We start from the raw sequence: 19,232 nt of genomic DNA, 5'->3' as shown, positions 1-19,232 counted from the left end.
GACTGTCATAATATATCACTCGCTTTCCATAGAATATAATCATATTGTATAATATTTCCTTCTAGATGAAAATATAAAAATGAAAATTCGGAATTTTACCAGAAGGAGGATATGATGAATTCATTCATTATATTTCTTTTACTTCTTATTGCTTTTAATGCTGTAATTTTCTTTATTGCAAAGAAATATAGGCAAATATGGAGAATTACCAGTGGCATTTTCATTCTTTCTTCCCCCATCGTTTTCTTCACCATTTTGCATGTAATTGGTGAAAAAGTTGGAGATGGATTCGCTGGAGGTGCTGCTGGGTTAACGTTTAGTGGACTTTTAATCTTAAATGCGATTGTTTTATTTATCATAAGTATTTTTGTTTCTGCTAATAAAAATTCATATTAAACTCATGGTATTGGTAATGCATTTATATTTCAAAGTTTAAAGAGCTTACTATATAGTAAGCTCTTCATTAAAAATCATTTATTTCACAATCGGTAATGTCACTTCACTTAATTTTACTGTAAGCTTCGTGCCTGCTTTCGGTCTAATCGTATAATCATAGTCACTAGCGATTAAAATGACCCCTATTTGATGCCCCACTTTAAATACATAATCATCAGGCTGCATATCCCATGTGAATGTATAATCTTTGCCCGGTTGAATCGCTGTTGAATTTTCTATACTCTTTAAGTTTTGTGGATCCATCCAGCCTCTCGTTACAATTTCCGGCTTTGCTCCACCATAATCAACAAGTAAAGCAGTTAAATTTGATACAGATCGATCAATATTTCCTGTAATTGAAATCTTTGGTGTACCGCTTATACGCGTATCTTTTTGAAGTACAGGCATTGTATACACTAATCGATTGGCTACTTCTAATTCTGGGTTTGCTATTAATTGATTTGATTTCATTTTTGCATCATCCACGAATGAGAAAACTTTATTTGCAGAGCCCATACTTAATGGCAAATTAACTGCTTTGTTACTTAAATACATACGAACTTTTGACGGCACAGCTGCTGGATCCGGCCAATTTTTTATTTTATCCCAAGTTTTATTTTCACGTTGTACATCCACCATCGGTTCATTCATAATCCCATTTTCAATTCCATACAACCAGTAATCGAACCATTTATTTTGTGTTCTTTGCCAATCATTTGTTGATGTTCCACCGTGTCCACCTTGATGTAACCACATTTTACGAGGGACATCATTTTCTCCAAGTGCTTCCCACCACTGCGCAAACTGCTTCGTCTTTACATTCCAATCATTTAAACCATGAACAACAAATACACTCGCTTTTACGTTTTTAGCATCTTTTACATAATTACGTTTATCCCAAAAATCATTATAATTACCAGTTTTCCGGTCCTGTCCAGCTGTTAGCTCTTTTATTACTTGTCCGCAAACTTCAGGATTTTCTCTTGTTAGAACTGCTTCTGCCATGTTATCTGTATCTTCTCCTTGGTATCCACCAGGCGCAATGACTGCACCGTTTGCACGATAATAATCATACCAACTACTAATCGCTGCGATTGGAATAATTGTTTTTAACCCTTCAACACCAGTCGTCGCAACAGCATTCGGTAACGTACCATTATAAGATACTCCTGTCATCCCTACATTTCCTGTTGACCAATCAGCCTTAACTTCCTCACCATTTTCTGTATATGCTTTCGCACGTCCATTCACCCAATCAATGACAGATTTCGTCCCTAATATTTCTTGCTCATCCCCAGTAGTTGGACATCCGTCTGATTTTCCAGTTCCTATACTTTCACCTAAAATGACTGCATAGCCTCTTGGCACATAATAATTTCCGTATGAACCAAGATTAACAGCTCCATACGGTTTCCCTTCATACGCATACAATTCTTCATCTACATTATATACAGGAACATCTTTTAAGCCAGATCGATATGGACTCATTTCATAAATAACGGGAACTTTCACATTCGAATTAGTTTTTGGACGCATAACCTTTACTGATACACGATCCTTTTTTCCATCTCGATCACTATCAACTTCTGTTTCCACAAATAAATTTTCAATAATTGCTTCATCAAGCGAATAAATGGGTTTTGTCATTCCATTTTCTAATTCTATCTTCGTATTTGATTGTACCCCTTCTGAAACTTTCACATTTAACTTCACGTCATTCTCATTTATGTAGTTTGTTTCTTTATTGTCTGCATACGCAGTCATACTAGAAACTCCTGATGTGACTGATAAAGATAAGATTGTTGATAATGTAATTGCTATTTTCTTTTTCCCCATACCCTTCCCTCCCCATATATTTCTCCTTTTACTATACACTAAAATTACAGAAAATTCAGTTTATATTTTACGCAACAACTTGAAAAATTTGTACAACACTCTTCAAACGAGCTTTCGAGGTTATATATTCTGATTTACTACTCTCATATAATCAAAAAAACATCGCCTAATAATAGACGATGCTTTTTATAGTTTCGAATTAGTCATTCTTCATATTAATATAAAATCGTATATCTCCCTCTATTGTAGAGACTCCATAATCAAAACCATGTCTTTCTAAAATACTTTTCACTATCGCTAGACCTAGTCCTGTACCAGAATGGTCTTTACTACGAGAAGATTCTAAGACGTAAAAAGGTTCCCAAATTTTATCGATATCTTTCATTTGTTCAGCATTCATACCATTTTGAATTTGAAAATATATATTTTCATTTCTATCTTCTAAAGTAATTTTTATATTTTGATTTGCTGTATATTTTATCGCATTAGATATTAAATTTTGAAACACCATTTTCATTTTATTTATATCAGCATTAACCACTACATCGCTAACATTATAGTTCACTTGCAAATTGATTTCTTTCGATTCCAGTTCAATCTTATGCTTATCTAATATACTTTGGACTAGTGATTTAATATCGAATTCTTCTTTTTGTAAAACATCTCTTTCTAGTTTAGAAAATCGTAATAACTCTTCAATTAGGTTTGAAATGTGATCAGTTTGTTTAATGATTGTATCTATGTATGTACCATCATCTAAACCATCTTTTATTCCCATAGAATATGCTTTCACTAATGCGATTGGAGTCTTTAATTCATGCGTCACATCACCCATAAATCGTTTTAAATGTTCATTTCGATCTGTTAAATCTTCATGCGCTTCATTTAGTTTTTCACTCATGATATTAATACTATTAGCTAAGTCCCCTATTTCATCATTTGTTTTCACTTTCGCTCGTTCAAATTTCAAATTTGAAATATCTTCTGCAACATTACTTAATTCTTTCAATGGTCTGGTGATTGTCGTTGAAAGTATCCATACAAGTACGATAATGAGAAAAATCGTAATGCCAAAAATGTAAAAATAAAATGAATTTAACGTTTTTATTATTTCATTAGAATGTGCGATCGAAACTCCTACTAAAATTAACATATCGTCTTTCGCAATGTATTTCACAAAAAAACTAGATTTAATCTTTTCTTGATCATATATTTTATTCGCTTGCCCGAAGTTCTTTACTTTCATTACTTCTTCTTTTGTAATCCAAAGTTTATTAAGGGCAACCCTTTTCCTTGTAAGTTGCATACGTAACTCATCATTAATTCGATCTTCCGAATTGTTAATTGATGTATACGCAATCGTAACATTTCCTTTATTTTCAATGCTAGTAATTGCTTCATCCAGTTGTTTGCTCGGTATGGACTGTATTTGTGCTGTAATACCTTCTAAACTTTCTCGCGTTTTGTAAATATTATATTTCGGTAAAAGATAGTTAATTAATAATAAAGAGATTGTAAAAATAAGAATAACAGTTAAAGAAATGCTGAGAAATAGCTTTTTTCCAAGTTTATTCACTCTGCTCCTCCAAACTATATCCTAAACCACGATGCGTCTTTATAATATTTTCTCCTACTTTTTTACGTAATCTTCTTACATGTGTATCAACAGTTCGCTCTTCTCCGAAATAGTCAAATCCCCATACGATATCTAACAATTTTTTTCGAGTTAAAATCATGCCTTTATGATTTAAAAAACACTTTATCAATTCTAACTCTGTTTTTGTAATATCTAACTCTTTGTCATTTTTATAAACTTTATTTTTAGTGAAATCTATTTTCAAATCTTGAATTTGAATGACATCATCATGCTGTATAAGTTTTTTCGCTCTAGTTATTAATACGCCTGGATGAAATGGTTTTTTTACATATTCATCTGCGCCACTTTGAAGTGCTGCTAATTCATCTTCACTTTCACTTTTCGCTGTAAGCATTAACACTTTTACGCTTGAATTCTTTTTTATTTCCTGACAGACAGTAATACCACTATGTTTCGGCATCATCCAATCTAAAACAGCTAAATCAACTTTTTCATCATAAAATATTTGAAGTGCTTCTTCTCCATCTTTTGCTAATAAAACTTCGAAGCCTTCTTTCTCGAAATAAGCCTTTAAAATCCTTAACATATCTTGTTCATCATCTGCTATTAATACTCTCATACATTATCCTCCATTGCTATTAAACAAAAACCAATTGTATTATACAACTTCTTTGTTACATCAATGTGACAGAAAAATATTTGAACGTTTTAAGGGTATAGTAAAAACGAGGTGTTGTATTATGATTAAAAAAATCGGGGTCATTACTCTTCTTTGTTTCTTATTATCAACAAATGTGTTCGCAAATACAAATCAACAAATTGAAGTGTTTGATTGTCAAAAAGAAATGGTCGTTCAAAAACAATCTTTAGATCCAGCTATTCAAAAAGAAGCTGTTCAATACGCTAAATCCATTACTGGCCCATTCAAAAACTTAAACGTCGTTCCAAAAGATGGTCACATGATAAAAATCCCATTATCTAAACCAATTTCTATTACAAATCAATGGTTACATACAACAATTGATGAAGTACTTATTCTCCTCCCGCTTAATCAAAAACCTTATATTATGCTTTACGATGATGAAAATAATCCGCATTTTTATTATGTGAAAGGTGATCCGAAGGGGTTATTGAAAGAAATGAATGTTAAATTATAATGTAAGAAAGATCCCACAAATATCATTTGCGGGATCTTTTATTTATCAGTTAGCAACTACATTTTCATTTAAAAAATGAATAACCTGTCTTTTATGATGGTTATCATGATCTATAAATTCTTTAATAATATATATAAGAGAATACGGCGTTCCAGTATGAGGACAATGTGATACCCCATTGGCTGTTAAAGGTTTCTTTAGATTTTCATCAGGCAGTAATTTAAGTTCTTTTACGAGTAACTCTCTTTTAGCTTTTGCTTCTTCAAGAAGTTTCACCTTAGATATACCTGATTTAGCATAATTAGATGCTAATTTATTATATGTATCAAAATCAGGGAACTCCATTCCCTGTCCATTTCTCACTGACGATAATGTCTCACGTAAAAGATAGTCATCCCAGTTCATAATATGTGATATGATCTCGCTAACAGTCCATTTCCCCTCTGATATTGGAGCCACCCACAATTCCTCTTTCATACCTTTCAATGTATTTAACCAAATTGAATATTCATTGAAATCATTAATAATTTTATTTTCTCCCATCATCCAATTCCCCATTCTAATATTAGATTCATATAAATTATAACATCAATCTACACAAAAATAGAACAAAAGTTCTATTAGAGGGATAAATAATAATTCATTACATCCTTTTATATAAGTTCAAATAATGGCTCGCTCCCACATATTTTGTCCCTTTCACAAATCCACTCGAAGTATAAAATTTGTCACCCTGTTCTGTATCTGTATGTAAGACAACAATATTAAAATATTTTTTCGCATCGTTTAAAATTCGTACTAACAGTAACCTCCCTAATCCTTTCCTTCGGTATTCTTTTGCAATATAAAATCTCCTTACCCTACCAATCTTATTGTTTTCTGTATATGGATCCTCATTCAGCCCTCCTATTCCAATTAACTTTTCCCCTTGAAAGATACCATGTAAACATTCTCCAGTTTTATTAAAGGTGTTTATTTTATTTTCATATTCACTTATTAGTCTTATTAGGAAATTAAATCCTTCTTCTTTACTTTCTTCAATGAGATAGTCGTATTCGTATATCATTAAATCTTCAATTTGTTGAATATGTATGTCTTTCAAGTAAATTCCCCCCTTAATATGAAAATACATAAAAATGCTCAAGAATCTTTTGTTCTGAGCATTTTTATGATTGTTACTTTATTCAATTCATGAATGGCTATTCTTCACTTCAGATATAAATCGATAATATAATTGTCTAATTTCTATACATTTAAAGCTATTTGTACACAAAAATCATGAATAAAGCCGTTTAAGTAAATACATTTATAATATCTCTCAAATATTATATTAGTTTATATATTTGCCATCCTTCTCTAACAGACTCAAGATACATTATAATTTGCTAATTGATATGTTTGTGTAACCACTGTTCAAATATCTTTAACTGTTCTGCAGTATGAAAGTAATGTTCCCCCGTCTCCATGACTTCTAATTCACAACAATGTTTTTTTGTAAAATCGTTAATAGTTTCAAATTCGCACAGTTCATCTTTTGCTCCGTACATAATATATGTATCTATATTCCATTTATTAATAGGATGTTCTTTTACATAGCATAAATAATCCCAATATAACTTTTGACCAATAGGTGTCTCTATAGTCATTTCTTTTTGCAAAAGCTCTGGTGTTACATTAAACCATTTCATCATATTTTCGATAATTCGTTCCATATTAACTACTGGTGATAAAAATAATGCCTTTTCTATCACATCATTTTGATAAGCTAAAAGGCTAAAATAAGCTCCTATACTACATGCAAACACGCTTACTTCTTTCCAATGTTCTTTTGCGTAATTCATAATTATAGATAATTCACTAACACAAAACTGTACTTTGCAAGGAGTATTATCATTTTTTCTGTCTCCATGCTCAGGTAAATCAAAGCTTAATACTTGATAACCTTTTTGATTAGCTTCTTCAGCTAATATTTGAATAACTGCATCTTCCTTATTTGACATATTTCCATGTACTGCAATAAAAACTTTTTCACTTTTATCTCCCCACAAAACCGCGGGAATATTACTAATGTTAAAATTATCTTTCAGCATATTTCCTCCGTGTAATAAGATATATAGGAATTGGCAAAAAACTGCACACACTTTATAATCTCTGCACAGTAGGCAATATTCCCTTCAACTCAAGTAAATCATCTATTACTATATCCGCCTGAGCAAGTTCATCTTCTTGTGCAAAATCAAAATTGCATCCAATCGCAAGTAAGCCATTATCTTTGGCTGCGTTTATATCAGATAACCGGTCCCCAACTACAGCTGCTTCTTTTATATCATATTTGTTTAAAATACTTTTTACTAAGTCACTTTTATTAAGTGAGTTTATTTGTTCAATACTAAATGTTTCAGTAACCCATTGGTCTAAATCATAATAAGATACGATTGCTCGTAAATATTCAGTTAAACCATTACTAGCAATATATATTGAACAATTATTTTCTTTTATGTATGTAAAAACTTCTTTTACGTTCGGATATAAAGCACCTTTTCCGCTCTTAATGTTTTCAATTAATTTTTCTAAAAAATATGCATCAGTTTGTTCTCTTACTTCAAGAGAATGATTCGGTAATAAAGCTTCCCAAACTTTCGGTAAAGGCACACCCATGATTTCACGGTATTTATCAATAGGTGTTACCGTATCCCATAATTGCAATGAACGTAAATGATCAAAAGTATCATCTAACGATAATTCTAAAATTTTATCTGTTTGAAATAACGTTCCGTCCATATCAAAAATTAATGCTTGTAACATTTTACTCTCTCCTTTTGAATTACAATACAGTTTTACTTGATATATTTTTCAGCATCTCAACGATAATTTCCGAACAATAATTCGCTGCCGTTTTCGCGAAGTCATCATAAGAGACTTGTGCTTCATCGTCTGCGCTGTCTGAAATACATCTTATAACGAGAAACGGTATATCATTTATATAGGCAACATGTCCAATTGCTGCACCTTCCATTTCTGTACAATGCGGTGCATATTCGTCTATTAACTTCGCTTTTAGGTTTGAATCTTCAATAAAACATTCACCGCTTACAATTCTTCCTTCATGAACCGCAATATGTAAACAACTACAATTGCATGCTTTACGTGCTAACTCTACTAATTCCTTACTTGCGACAAATTCTTCTTGGAACGGGAATAAGTTTTTCATTTGAGTTTTACTTACATCGTGATGGGTAACATTCGTTGAAATAACTACATCGCCAACTTTTACATCCGGATGTAACCCGCCAGCAACACCTGTATTGATGATAGCATTTACATCAAATTTATGAATTAATGTTTGCGTACATGCGGCTGCATTTACTTTCCCTACACCAGAACGTGTAATAATTACTTCTGTTCCCATGAATTCTCCAACGTAAAAAGGTATTCCAGCAATTGTTTGTTCTTCTATTATAACTAGTTTTTCTAAAAGTAAGTCTATTTCAATTTGCATTGCTCCGATAATGCCGATTTTGTTCATGTATGTAGTCCCCTTCATTAATTACTCCCTTTAATTCTTTCAGACATAACCGAAAATAAAAATTTCGGAAGTACAAGTTGTCTCTTTAACCGTTTCGGCTGTGAGAGTAACCTATACAGCCATTCGGTTCCAGTATCCCTCATAATTTTCGGTGCTCTTTTTACAGTACCAGATATTATATCAATCATGCCTCCAATACCAATAGATAGCGGAACGTTTAACGTTTGTATGTTTTCATAGATGAATTCTTCTTGTTTTGGTGAACCTAGTCCTACTAGCAATAAATGCGGCTTGAATTGCTTGATTTTTATTTTTACTTCTTCTATTTCTTCAACATTTACAAATCCATGCTGTCCTTTAAACTGTGCTCCTGGGAACTGCTCATTTAATTTTAATAATGCCTTTTTATTACTTTCTGGTGCGGCTCCAAAAAGAAAGACACGGTATCCATTGTCATTACAATATTTTATTAAATCATGAGTGATATCTGCCCCAGTAACACGTTCTTTCAAAGTTCCCTTCAATATTTTCGAGCCAATTATGACGCCAATCCCATCCGCTGTTATTAGATCCGCAGATAGTAACATCTTTTTAAACTGCTTTGATTTTTCTGTGGTTTCCTTTGCAGACATAACAATTTCAGGATTTGCAGTTACTACAAACCTTGGTTTCTCTTGTTGTTCATGTAGCCAACCTTTTAATAAACTTATAGCTTTTGCGTATTCTAAAGTTGAAAAAGGTATTCCTTTTATAAGCTGGTAATCCACTATACTCTCCCCTTACGTAAGCTGCAAATATTCATCGATATCTTTAGAAATTTGTTTAAAAGCTTTATCACAAAATTCATAGCTTGTTATATCTATTTCAAAATGTTTTTTCATAAGCTCTTCCACTGGAGCTTTTCCTGTTTCTCGTAAAAACTCTTTATATTTCGAATGAAAAGTACTTTTAGTTTCTTGAGCCATCTCTAATAAACTAAAACTAGCTAAATAGCCAAATGTGTATGGATAATTATAAAAAGGAATATCTGCTATATAAAACTGAACATATTTCATCCAAACAAACGGCTGATATTCTGATAATGCATTCCCATATGCTTTTTCTTGCGCTGCTATAGATAACTTCTCAATTTCATCAGCACTTACAGAACTTTCTTTACACTTTTCATAAAAATTCTTCTCAAATTCAAACGATGCTCGAATCGCCATTACATAATTAAAACTGTTTCTTATTTTCCAACTAAGCAATGACTTTTTCATATCTATACTATCTGTTGTTTGAATTAGATAATTTATGAGCACGGTTTCAAAGAAAATAGACGCTGATTCTGCTGTACTCATTGGCAGGTAATCATCTAAAAATGAAGTAGATTGTTCCAAACTCATAACATAAAAATGCCAAGCATGTCCTAATTCATGAGCAAGTACTCTTACACTATCAATTGTTCCATCATAACGCATTGAAATACGGGATTCTTTTTCACTGAAAAAAGGAGCACAAAACCCACCTGGTGGTTTATTATCTCTCGGTTCAGCATCTACCCATCCATTTGCTATTGCATTCTGTGCGAACTGTGCCAATTCTTCATCTATATTTTTTAGTGCATCATATATGTTTTTTACTGCTACTGAAAAAGGAATAATAGCCTCATTATTTTCTTTTACTGTCATAAGTTCATGCCATGTAATGGAAGCTTTCCTTTTCTTATACACGTTTAAAGCACTTACTAATGTATCAAGGTTTTCTTCTGTCGCATTCCACATTTGTAATAATACAGTTTCAGTAATGCCATTCGCATGTAGAGATTGCGTTAAAATCTCTCTATCTTCTAATTCATTACTCTTTGTATTACGCAATTTCCCTATTTGATTCAATACAGTAGCAAAGATTTCTTTTTCCTTATGTAAAGCACTTATTAATAACTCGAATACTTCTAATCTTTCCTTTTCATTATCACTATTCATTGCAATATTATTTGCTTGTCCAAAGGATAATTGTTTTTCATTGTGCTCTATTTCTATCCTATTCCTTAATTGTATGTACATACTTTCCCACGCATTAAGTTCATCTTTTATTAATCCATTGTTACTATTATTGGAAGTTTCCACTTCATTTTGTTGTATTAAATGCTGCACTTCACTTTTTAGTTCTTTTACTTTCACTGTCAATAAAGCAATTTCAGATGCAACACTTTCTTCAGCTGATCGGCAATACAAATAGTATTCTGCTTTTTCAATAGCTTGTATAAGTTTTGAAAGAGTTTCTATACCCTTTGTTACGATATATTGTTCTTTCAACTCCAATATTGGAAATATAATATCTTCATACGAATACAATCGATCTAAATTCCACCTAGCAATTTCGTGCATTTTTATAGCCGCCCCCTATTTTTACAAATAGTTACAGATATTTCTCCCTACACAATTATATATGAAACGATAAAAATTTAATATCTTTAAATATTTAGATTTCTACGAGCGAAGTCTTATTGATATTCTTTACTTCCGTTAATGAAACGCCCATAGCATAAACACATGAATGATACAGCCACTGGAATAAATATCACTCCCCCAATAAAAGGATAAACCGCTACCATATCGACCGACAATTATACAATAGCAATAAAAGGAGGTTATCCAAAAAGTATAAAACATTTTACTTTTGGATAACCTCTTTAATTTTAAAATTCATGAAAGCTTTCGACTAAACTTTGCTTTTAATCCATTTTATTTTCAGCTGATAGTTTAAAATACTTAGCAGATAATTTATATGATCGATTCTCATAATAATAATCCCCCAATTTATAAGCTAATGCGGCAACTAAGCTATATTGCTGTTTTTCTATACCCATCTCAATTGCTGTTTTCATATTCTTCTCATATCCATTATAATCTGCCCATATTCTAGATTTTTCCGCTTTAAATCCATATAGTTGAACATGGGCATACGGTACATCACAAATCGATAAAATTTCAAATGCCTCATCTATAAGTTTAGTTACTGTTTGCCAATCTTTTAATTCTATATAAATTTCTATTAAATTCCGAATTGTATATACCTTACCTTCTTTGTTTGGTAAATACTCACAAAGGATCAAGTTTTCCTCGTAACACTTTATTGCATTTTTATAATCTTTTAATGCTTGATAAATTTTCCCGTAATTATATTTCAAAAAACATAAATTTAATGGCTCATTTTCCACCTTTGATTCATTTTCTACTTGTTTTAAAGTTTCATATGCTTGTTCATACTGTTTATCTTTGTTATATTGCATCGCAAGAAGTATTAACGCATAAATTTTATATTGTTCTATATTAAACTTTTTATACAATTTATATGCTTTTTTTGCATATATGCGACTAATACTTTGATCTTTATTAAGATTCTGACTTACTATACTTAGATTGTAATACGTATCTGCGTGCAACTCTGTCTCTTCTGGTTCCAGCATATTTTCTATCTTTTTGTAAACTTCATATGCTGTAAAATACTCCCCTTTATTAGAAAAATAAAGACCTCGAGCTCTTAAATAATATATATAATCTTCAGTATTTTGCATTTCGACCTGACTTGGTATCATTTGCGAAGCTTGATCTACAAGTGACTTCACATATAACAAGTTTTTTTGTCGGGCATGATAGTATATAAGTACACCATATACCTTTAATAATAAAGGGATTGAATCCACTTCACGAACGTATAATTCTAACAAAGATAATTCAGCTTCAGTTATAATTTTATCTTTTTTATATTTATTACATATTTCAAGAATAGTAAGCTTTATCTCCTCGTAATTGCCATCTATGAGAAAATCGCAATCAACACCCAGCTTCTTAGAAACTTGTTTTAAAAAAGAAGATGATGGTTTGATTTTCCCACTCTCAATTCTACTTAAATAGGTTACTGAGCATATTTCTGATACGAGCTCCCCCTGTGTCAATCCTTTCTGCATACGAACTTGCCGAATACGTTCCCCTATTTCCATCTTTTTCTCTCCCTAATTAACCATTTCATGCTTTTTACTAATTAAGTCATTATGTATCTACATATTTTTCATACTAAATAAAATATACAATTTCACAAATGTAAAAAAATGTATCATTCATTTTAATTTTACATTCATATTATGATTATTTCTAGATAGCTTGTTAAATTTAATGGTTTAAATTTAAGGTTTTTGCCCACTTTTTTCATACAATTTTACTACTTGTTATTAACAAGGACAGCGCCATATACTTGAATTACGATAAACTTAATGAAAAGGATTTAACTACATGTAAACTATCATTCTTAAAATAGATCGAATGGTTAATTACATTTACCTAGTACATGGAAGACATCTATTGTAAATGAAAATAAATTAAGTGAGCTCAATAGATGAATTATCAATATCACATCCTAGAAATTAGTTTGTCGAATTATTTAGTAAATATGAAAGGATGAAAAATATGATTGTAAAAACAAAAAATGATTCAACACGAAAAATGGCAAGATATGTTGGAGGCGCTGCTACTCTTTTATTGCTAGCATCCTTCCTTTATCAGTGGAACAATGGTTTAGTAGTTGATGATACTGAAACATTTGGTTTCATACTAGCTTTCACTGGTTTCCTATCTACCTTCATACCTACTAAAAAGAAAGTTACTAACTAATATAAAATTACATATTTTTCATCCGCATAAAACAATTATATTAGAATTAAAAAAGGATTGATCAAAAGATCAATCCTTTACTCTACTTCATTTAAGAAAAATAATGTTATAACACCAGGTCCTGTATGCGCTCCGATTGCTGCTCCAATTGTATTTACAATAAATACTTCACAGCCAAATCTTTCCGTAATTAATGCTTTTAATGCTTCGGCAGTTTCTAAGTCATCGCCATGAGTCATAGCGATTGTTTGACCTTTAAGGTCTTTTCCGCGCTCTTCCATAATATCTACAATTCGGCCAAGGACTTTCTTTTTCCCACGTACCTTTTCAAGTGGTACAAGCTTTCCTTCTTCTACGTTTAAGATCGGCTTAATGTTTAGTAACCCACCGATAAAACCTGCTACTTTACTTAAACGTCCACCTCTAACAAGGTACTGCAAGTCAGCTACAGTGAAGATATGTTCCATATGATTCATTAGAAAATCAACACGTTTTAAAATATCTTCTTTTGATGCGCCGTCTTTCGCCATTTTAGCAGCTTCTAAAACGACAAGCCCTTGACCAAGCGAAGCACATTTTGTATCGATAATTTCTAAATCTAAATCAGCATAAGTTTCTTTCACTTCTTCTTTAATAACAACTGACGATTGATATGTACCAGACAGTTCAGATGAAAAAGCTAAATATATACAAGGATTACCTTCTTTTGCATAAGAAACAAATTTTTCTTGGAAAGTTTCAAGTGAAGGCAATGACGTTCTATAAACTGCGCCTTCTCTCATTTTTTCCAATAATGTAACTGACTCTAATGTAACTCCATCTAAATACTCTGTTTCTGCTTCATCATATACACGGAGTGGAATTAAATCAATATCATATGCTTGCAGCAATTCTACCGGTAAATCCGCCGCACTATCCGTAATGATTTTAACACCCATTTTTAAACCTCTATTCTGTTATAAATATAAAATAATAAAATATAAAATAGTACTTTTAAATTATATACGTAAAACTTAAATGAAGAAAGGAAAACACTTTATATTGTATGCACTATTCTTCAAAACTTGAACAGTAATTGAAAATCATGCGATTCCAACTACTTTTTTCCTGATATTATATTCAATATAATGAAAATAACGCAAGTTTTCCAAAGGAGGATGCATATGAGTATTCAACTAGCTACATCTAATGACCTAGAATGGATTAATAATCAATATGAATCGATAGGATTTGTACAAAGTGATTTAGAGAGAGATAAAGTTGCAATCATTACATACAACAATGAGTATGCAGGTGTTGGACGATTAGTCCAACTAGATGAAAATACTTTAGAAATGGGTGGGATTTTTATTCTCCCTAAATTTAGAGGTCTACAATTAGCTAAGAAACTTGTTTCATTCTTAGTACAGACTGCGAAAGCATTAGAAATACAAAACGTATTTTGTATTCCTTTTGAAGAACTAGAAAGTTTTTATAAAACATATGGCTTTATTGATGTTGATATGACGAAAGAAGTTGTCCATCCAATTATTCTAAAAAAATATAATTGGTGTTTAGAAAATTATGATAAACATGTATTACTATTCAAGTTGAGAGTCTTGTAAAAAAGAAGTGAATACACTTTATTTTACACATCAGTTTATAGCAAGCAATTATCAATTTTTTTATTAAATTCTTAAATCAAACCACATATAATCCAAATTTTATGTCTGTTTTTAATAAGTGTTAGTAAGTTTGTTTTCAAACATGTTAGCACTTATTTTTTCATAGACCTAAATAGATTCATATAATAAAGTAACTATCCCCGTTAGCAAAAATTAGTCTTCATAAATATTACACTGAATTTATTGAGGGAAAACCATTTGTAGCATTTAGGGAATATATTCATTTTTATTTCATTCGTACTTGTACTTCCTGTTCTTGTATTACTTGAACGACTAATTCCAGTACAATATTTTGCATTAATTGATACATATTATTATGAAATGTACTTTGTTCTGATATGTATTCAATACATTGATAAATATAGCCTTCTACAAATAAGCTCCCTTTTTCAACTGTAAATGTATTTTGTCCATTTTTTATTACTTTTGGCACTAAGAATTCAGTTTTTGTCAAAACAATCTCCTGTTCCACCTCTTTTATTCCTATGACTTTTTCTTTAAATACAACTTTTTCTCGTAAAATAATTTCACCTTTATATTTTCCTATTTCTATTGGTAGCTTGGCTGTTATAACATTATTTACTTCTCCTTCATTTTTACCCTCTAATATTATGCTATGTATAGGGGTCCATGAAGATGTCTCTACCTTATTCTCTTCAATATTCCCTATGACTTTTTTATTATATAATTCCATAAGCACTCTCTTTTCATGAAGATTAAAAGAAACTATTTCACAATAAGCCTCCGAATGATACTGTTGTACTGTAGTTAATAACTTAGAATCTAATTCACGCCTACCTACATCTTTTTCATTTTGAAAAACAAACGCTTCTTGATTTTTTATGTTTATTTTTGGAAATACTTTAAAACTAGACACTTCAGAAATAATAGAAAATGGTGTTTTCACTACCATTGAACGCACTGATGGTTCTATTTGTGATTCAGATGTTGCATTTTCTTTCTTTACTTCAGATACTTCCTCTTCTTTCTTTACTTCAGATACTTCCTCTTCTTTCTTTACTTCAGATACTTCCTCTTCTTTCTTTACTTCAGATACTTCCTCTTCTTTCTTTACTTCAGATACTTCCTCTTCTTTCTTTACTTCAGATACTTCTTCTTCTTTCTTTACTATTCTTTCTCGTGAATTATCTTGTTTATTCAGATTTTTATACTTGTGAATTTCATCCCATAGCACCTTACCAATCCATGGCTTATTCATCACCATCCCCCCCATCTAATAAAATTCAGGAAAATATGTTATTTTACACGTATTCATTTTCATCATTATATATGTTTTATAATAATAAAAAAGACATTGTCTTTTTATCAAAGACAATGCTTTTTTAGTTTTATACTTGTACTTGTTGTACTTGTAAAACTTTTAAAGTAAGATCCAGTACAATTTTTTCACGAAGAGTATCAAATGGTTCGTTTAGGTCTGTTGGACAAGGTGAAAAGTCTAATTCAAAAAATTGAGCGCTGACTAATTCGCAATACGGTTGTTCATTATAAAAAACTGTATTTTCGAAGAAGTATTTGTCTAAACGTGGTAGATCACCATTTTTAGGATTAATAAAATGAGAAGTAGTATCTGAGGAAGCAGCCACTATAGCCTGTGATAGAAAATCACCAGCTGTTAAATCAGCAAAACCAGAAAATGGAACATTAGCAATGCGGTCATATAGCACTCCATTACACTCGTCATTTGCATATTCAATGTTTTTACGAATATATCCTTGTACAAATAACTTTGCTCTTGTAACTCGGCGGTAAGGTGTACCTGGTACTGGAGTAAATGCTACAGGAACTAACTTACATTGTGTTAAAAATGCATTTTTTAAGATACGTTTAATTTCAACCGCTGGAGGATCTAATGGAATATCAGATTCTACAACAATTTGAATCGTTCTTTCTGCTAATACAACCGGTATTTTTACAATTGGTGCTCCTGGAGTAGTAATTGGCGTTGCAGCTGCATCACTTAATGGTGTTTGGGTTTGTCCTACTGCCTGACATGGTACATTAATTGGACATTGTTCACTCATATTTTATAATCTCCTTTATAATAAAATTTAGAGTTTTTTAACTCTCTTTACTGTATATGTACTGTTTCTATTAATGCGTGGGTTTGTATCATAGTCACTTTTATCAATTTCTCTTGATAGTTAAAAATACATAAATTAATATATGGAGCCTATACGAATATCTACCTAGATAAGATAGAATTAATAAGAATGCTAAAATTTATTTTTAAAGATTCTTTTATTTTATCGACAAAGGGAATATTTAATATTAATCATTTACTCACTTAATATATCCACAAAACAGAACATCACGACTATTGTCCCCTTTTATAAAAAAATAAAAACCGACTAAAAAAGCCGGTTTTTGTACTCACTAGATTATAAAATCTCCTTATTATTGAACTGATTATTTTATTCTCAAACGTTTCCATAGGGGTTCTTAACAACGCCTATCAAAACATTCTAGTCATTTGTCTTTCCCTTTTTAACTTCTTTATTCTGTACAAATCGTACAATCTCTGCTCATTCATCTATTATCCACAAAATAAGCATCATACGCCTTATCAAAAACATATCCTAGCTTTTCTGCTAGTTTAGCAGACGTAGTATTCGCTGCATCCCAGTTTGGATATATCCCTTTTTCTAAACAGTCCAGGATTATCGCCGCACTAACTATAGTTGCCAACCCTTTTCTTCTATGATTGTGATCAGTCGCAACTTCAATTTCAATGCCATTATCATAAATGCTATATGATGATGCACCGCATACAACTTCTTCTTTATACAAAATACTATACCCTATACCCCGGTTTATATAATCTTCTACTGATTGAAATTGACTTGTAAAATCTTCAGATACCTTATGTAAAGTAGGCTTATTTATGATATGTTCATCTATTTTCCTTAACTCATACCCTATTGGAAGCGCCGATATAAAAGATTGTAATTTTGAACGATTAAAAACTTCCGCATTACGTTTGAATTTATAGCGTAAAAACTTATCTATTTTTCTTCCATAAAATGTTTCTAAACGCATTTTCCACTCTACACTATTTACGATTACTAACATTCTATCAGGAATGTTGCGTAGTAATTCTTCTGTTTCTTTCATCTTTGAATCCCCAGCGTAAAATGTGAAAATCCCAACCGTAACTTGCGCTACTGTTGGATTTTCAAGATCATTTACCCAAGCGGTACCCATATGACCTTGTAAATAAGAAAGTAAAACAACGTTATTGAAATCTTTGAACATATTAACTAATTTTTCTCTTGTATGTATATTCGCTTCATATATCATTTACATTCCCGCTTTCTTTGGAATCAGTTTAACTCTACTTTTCATATATAAACAAAAGTATATTAAACTATATATAATCGTAAAATATTCGTAAATATAAAATTATTATAACATCTAATCAAAAAAGTAAAATTCACTTTTGCAGTTTCAAAATACACATCTTTATATCTAAATAAATCCAATTTATTGAAAAACTTTTTCAAGTATACCAAACCCATCTAAATAACTGTAAGATTAATTTGTAAATAAACTTTTTAAGGGGGATTATAAAATGTCTGATTTCTATTCTCGTCTTTCAAAAAGTGATGCCGCTGTTCTTCTTGTGGATCATCAAACTGGTCTAATTTCTAGCCTAGTGCGCGACTATGGCACTGATGAGTTCAAAAACAATGTTTTAGCTCTTGCAAATACCGCTAAGTTTTTTGATCTACCGGTTATTTTAACAACTAGCTTCGAAGATGGCCCTAATGGTCCACTCATGCAAGAATTAATTGAACTTTTTCCAAATGCGCCTAAAATAGCGCGTCCTGGACAAATAAACGCATGGGACAATGATGAATTTGTAAAAGCTATCGAAGCAACAGGTAAAAAACAGCTAATTATCGCAGGCGTCGTTACTGATGTTTGTGTTGCATTCCCAGCGCTATCCGCTGTAAACGCAGGATATGAAGTGTTTGTTGCAACTGATGCATCGGGCACTTTTAATAAGCAAGTTGCTGATGCCGCTCTTATGCGTATGGCCCATGGGGGCGTTCAACTAATGAACTGGTTTAGCGTTGCAGCTGAATTACAGCGTGACTGGCGAAATGATGTTGAAGGCTTTGGATCATTACTTGCTAAGCATCTTCCAAGTTATCAAAATATTATCGGAAGCTACATGGGAGCTCAAAAAGAATTTAGTAAGTAACACAATCATGAATTAATCTTACTAAAAGTTACTAACAACTATTTACATAGTTAAAAAAGGGCTACTTCAATAGCCCTTTTCTTAGTTGCTTTACTAACATTCATATTAACAAAGCAATTTTTTCGTTAATACAATTC

Annotated in this window: 20 protein-coding genes; 5 read left to right on the top strand and 15 right to left on the bottom strand. The window is 31.4% G+C overall.

Annotated features, from left to right (window positions below):
- Positions 1–114 precede the first annotated feature (114 nt).
- Positions 115–396 (top strand): hypothetical protein, encoded by a 282-nt coding sequence (locus DN392_RS15115; protein ID WP_088321428.1) that lies wholly within the window; start codon positions 115–117, stop codon positions 394–396.
- A 78-nt stretch (positions 397–474) separates the two neighbouring features.
- Here DN392_RS15115 and DN392_RS15110 read toward each other — a convergent pair whose 3' ends face one another.
- The 3 genes from DN392_RS15110 to DN392_RS15100 all read right to left on the bottom strand — a co-directional run bounded on the left by DN392_RS15110 (position 475) and on the right by DN392_RS15100 (position 4,487).
- Positions 475–2,271: a Xaa-Pro dipeptidyl-peptidase gene (locus DN392_RS15110; protein WP_061673360.1), complete on the bottom strand. Its 1,797-nt coding sequence runs from the start codon at positions 2,269–2,271 to the stop codon at positions 475–477.
- A 199-nt stretch (positions 2,272–2,470) separates the two neighbouring features.
- Positions 2,471–3,847: a sensor histidine kinase gene (locus DN392_RS15105; protein ID WP_048566234.1), complete on the bottom strand. Its 1,377-nt coding sequence runs from the start codon at positions 3,845–3,847 to the stop codon at positions 2,471–2,473.
- Positions 3,840–4,487, bottom strand: a complete 648-nt coding sequence (locus DN392_RS15100) for a response regulator transcription factor (RefSeq protein WP_001264414.1) — start codon at positions 4,485–4,487, stop codon at positions 3,840–3,842. The genes DN392_RS15105 and DN392_RS15100 overlap by 8 nt, the downstream gene beginning before the upstream one ends.
- A 121-nt stretch (positions 4,488–4,608) precedes the next feature.
- Between DN392_RS15100 and DN392_RS15095 the strand changes: the two genes are divergently transcribed.
- Positions 4,609–5,025, top strand: coding sequence for a hypothetical protein (locus DN392_RS15095; RefSeq protein ID WP_000591785.1), 417 nt, complete (start codon positions 4,609–4,611; stop codon positions 5,023–5,025).
- A gap of 45 nt (positions 5,026–5,070) precedes the next feature.
- Here the strand turns inward: DN392_RS15095 and DN392_RS15090 are convergent, their stop codons facing one another.
- The 8 genes from DN392_RS15090 to DN392_RS15055 all read right to left on the bottom strand — a co-directional run bounded on the left by DN392_RS15090 (position 5,071) and on the right by DN392_RS15055 (position 12,536).
- On the bottom strand, positions 5,071–5,568 hold the full coding sequence (locus DN392_RS15090; protein ID WP_000504415.1) for a DinB family protein: 498 nt from the start codon (positions 5,566–5,568) through the stop codon (positions 5,071–5,073).
- 100 nt (positions 5,569–5,668) lie between these two features.
- Positions 5,669–6,127 carry a GNAT family N-acetyltransferase gene (locus DN392_RS15085; protein WP_000651673.1) on the bottom strand — a complete coding sequence of 153 codons (459 nt, stop codon included), beginning with the start codon at positions 6,125–6,127 and terminating at the stop codon, positions 5,669–5,671.
- A 283-nt stretch (positions 6,128–6,410) separates the two neighbouring features.
- On the bottom strand, positions 6,411–7,115 hold the full coding sequence (locus DN392_RS15080) for an alpha/beta hydrolase (RefSeq protein WP_048566232.1): 705 nt from the start codon (positions 7,113–7,115) through the stop codon (positions 6,411–6,413).
- A gap of 52 nt (positions 7,116–7,167) precedes the next feature.
- A complete protein-coding gene (locus tag DN392_RS15075; protein ID WP_048566231.1) occupies positions 7,168–7,830 on the bottom strand; it encodes an HAD family hydrolase in 663 nt (220 codons plus the stop codon).
- 19 nt (positions 7,831–7,849) lie between these two features.
- On the bottom strand, positions 7,850–8,551 hold the full coding sequence (locus DN392_RS15070) for a 5'-methylthioadenosine/adenosylhomocysteine nucleosidase (protein ID WP_001033370.1): 702 nt from the start codon (positions 8,549–8,551) through the stop codon (positions 7,850–7,852).
- 17 nt (positions 8,552–8,568) lie between these two features.
- Positions 8,569–9,318 (bottom strand): WecB/TagA/CpsF family glycosyltransferase, encoded by a 750-nt coding sequence (locus tag DN392_RS15065; protein ID WP_000386252.1) that lies wholly within the window; start codon positions 9,316–9,318, stop codon positions 8,569–8,571.
- Positions 9,319–9,330: 12 nt separating this feature from the next.
- Positions 9,331–10,920 carry a M3 family metallopeptidase gene (locus DN392_RS15060; RefSeq protein WP_088321429.1) on the bottom strand — a complete coding sequence of 530 codons (1,590 nt, stop codon included), beginning with the start codon at positions 10,918–10,920 and terminating at the stop codon, positions 9,331–9,333.
- A 347-nt stretch (positions 10,921–11,267) separates the two neighbouring features.
- Positions 11,268–12,536 carry a helix-turn-helix domain-containing protein gene (locus DN392_RS15055; RefSeq protein ID WP_048566229.1) on the bottom strand — a complete coding sequence of 423 codons (1,269 nt, stop codon included), beginning with the start codon at positions 12,534–12,536 and terminating at the stop codon, positions 11,268–11,270.
- A 463-nt stretch (positions 12,537–12,999) separates the two neighbouring features.
- On the opposite strand from DN392_RS15055, the gene DN392_RS15050 reads away from it, so the two are divergent.
- Positions 13,000–13,203 carry a hypothetical protein gene (locus tag DN392_RS15050; RefSeq protein WP_048566228.1) on the top strand — a complete coding sequence of 68 codons (204 nt, stop codon included), beginning with the start codon at positions 13,000–13,002 and terminating at the stop codon, positions 13,201–13,203.
- 77 nt (positions 13,204–13,280) lie between these two features.
- Here the strand turns inward: DN392_RS15050 and DN392_RS15045 are convergent, their stop codons facing one another.
- Positions 13,281–14,141, bottom strand: a complete 861-nt coding sequence (locus DN392_RS15045; RefSeq protein WP_048566227.1) for a DegV family protein — start codon at positions 14,139–14,141, stop codon at positions 13,281–13,283.
- 225 nt (positions 14,142–14,366) lie between these two features.
- On the opposite strand from DN392_RS15045, the gene DN392_RS15040 reads away from it, so the two are divergent.
- Positions 14,367–14,807, top strand: coding sequence for a GNAT family N-acetyltransferase (locus DN392_RS15040; RefSeq protein WP_048566226.1), 441 nt, complete (start codon positions 14,367–14,369; stop codon positions 14,805–14,807).
- A 286-nt stretch (positions 14,808–15,093) separates the two neighbouring features.
- Here DN392_RS15040 and DN392_RS15035 read toward each other — a convergent pair whose 3' ends face one another.
- From DN392_RS15035 to DN392_RS15020, 3 genes are all read right to left on the bottom strand, one after another.
- On the bottom strand, positions 15,094–16,092 hold the full coding sequence (locus tag DN392_RS15035; RefSeq protein WP_420885460.1) for a BC_2427 family protein: 999 nt from the start codon (positions 16,090–16,092) through the stop codon (positions 15,094–15,096).
- 124 nt (positions 16,093–16,216) lie between these two features.
- On the bottom strand, positions 16,217–16,912 hold the full coding sequence (locus DN392_RS15025; RefSeq protein WP_001294978.1) for a CsxC family protein: 696 nt from the start codon (positions 16,910–16,912) through the stop codon (positions 16,217–16,219).
- A gap of 505 nt (positions 16,913–17,417) precedes the next feature.
- The gene (locus DN392_RS15020) at positions 17,418–18,188 is read right to left on the bottom strand and encodes a GNAT family N-acetyltransferase (RefSeq protein WP_000638713.1); all 771 of its coding nucleotides are present in this window, start codon (positions 18,186–18,188) and stop codon (positions 17,418–17,420) included.
- Between the two features lie 271 nt (positions 18,189–18,459).
- Here DN392_RS15020 and ycaC point away from each other — a divergent pair, with 271 nt between their 5' ends.
- Positions 18,460–19,095 carry an isochorismate family cysteine hydrolase YcaC gene (gene ycaC, locus DN392_RS15015; protein WP_001279445.1) on the top strand — a complete coding sequence of 212 codons (636 nt, stop codon included), beginning with the start codon at positions 18,460–18,462 and terminating at the stop codon, positions 19,093–19,095.
- Positions 19,096–19,232 lie beyond the last annotated feature (137 nt).

Source organism: Bacillus sp. BB51/4, assembly GCF_008368845.1.
GTDB classification, from domain to species: Bacteria; Bacillota; Bacilli; order Bacillales; family Bacillaceae_G; genus Bacillus_A; species Bacillus_A wiedmannii.
This window is presented reverse-complemented; position numbering and strand designations above follow the sequence as displayed.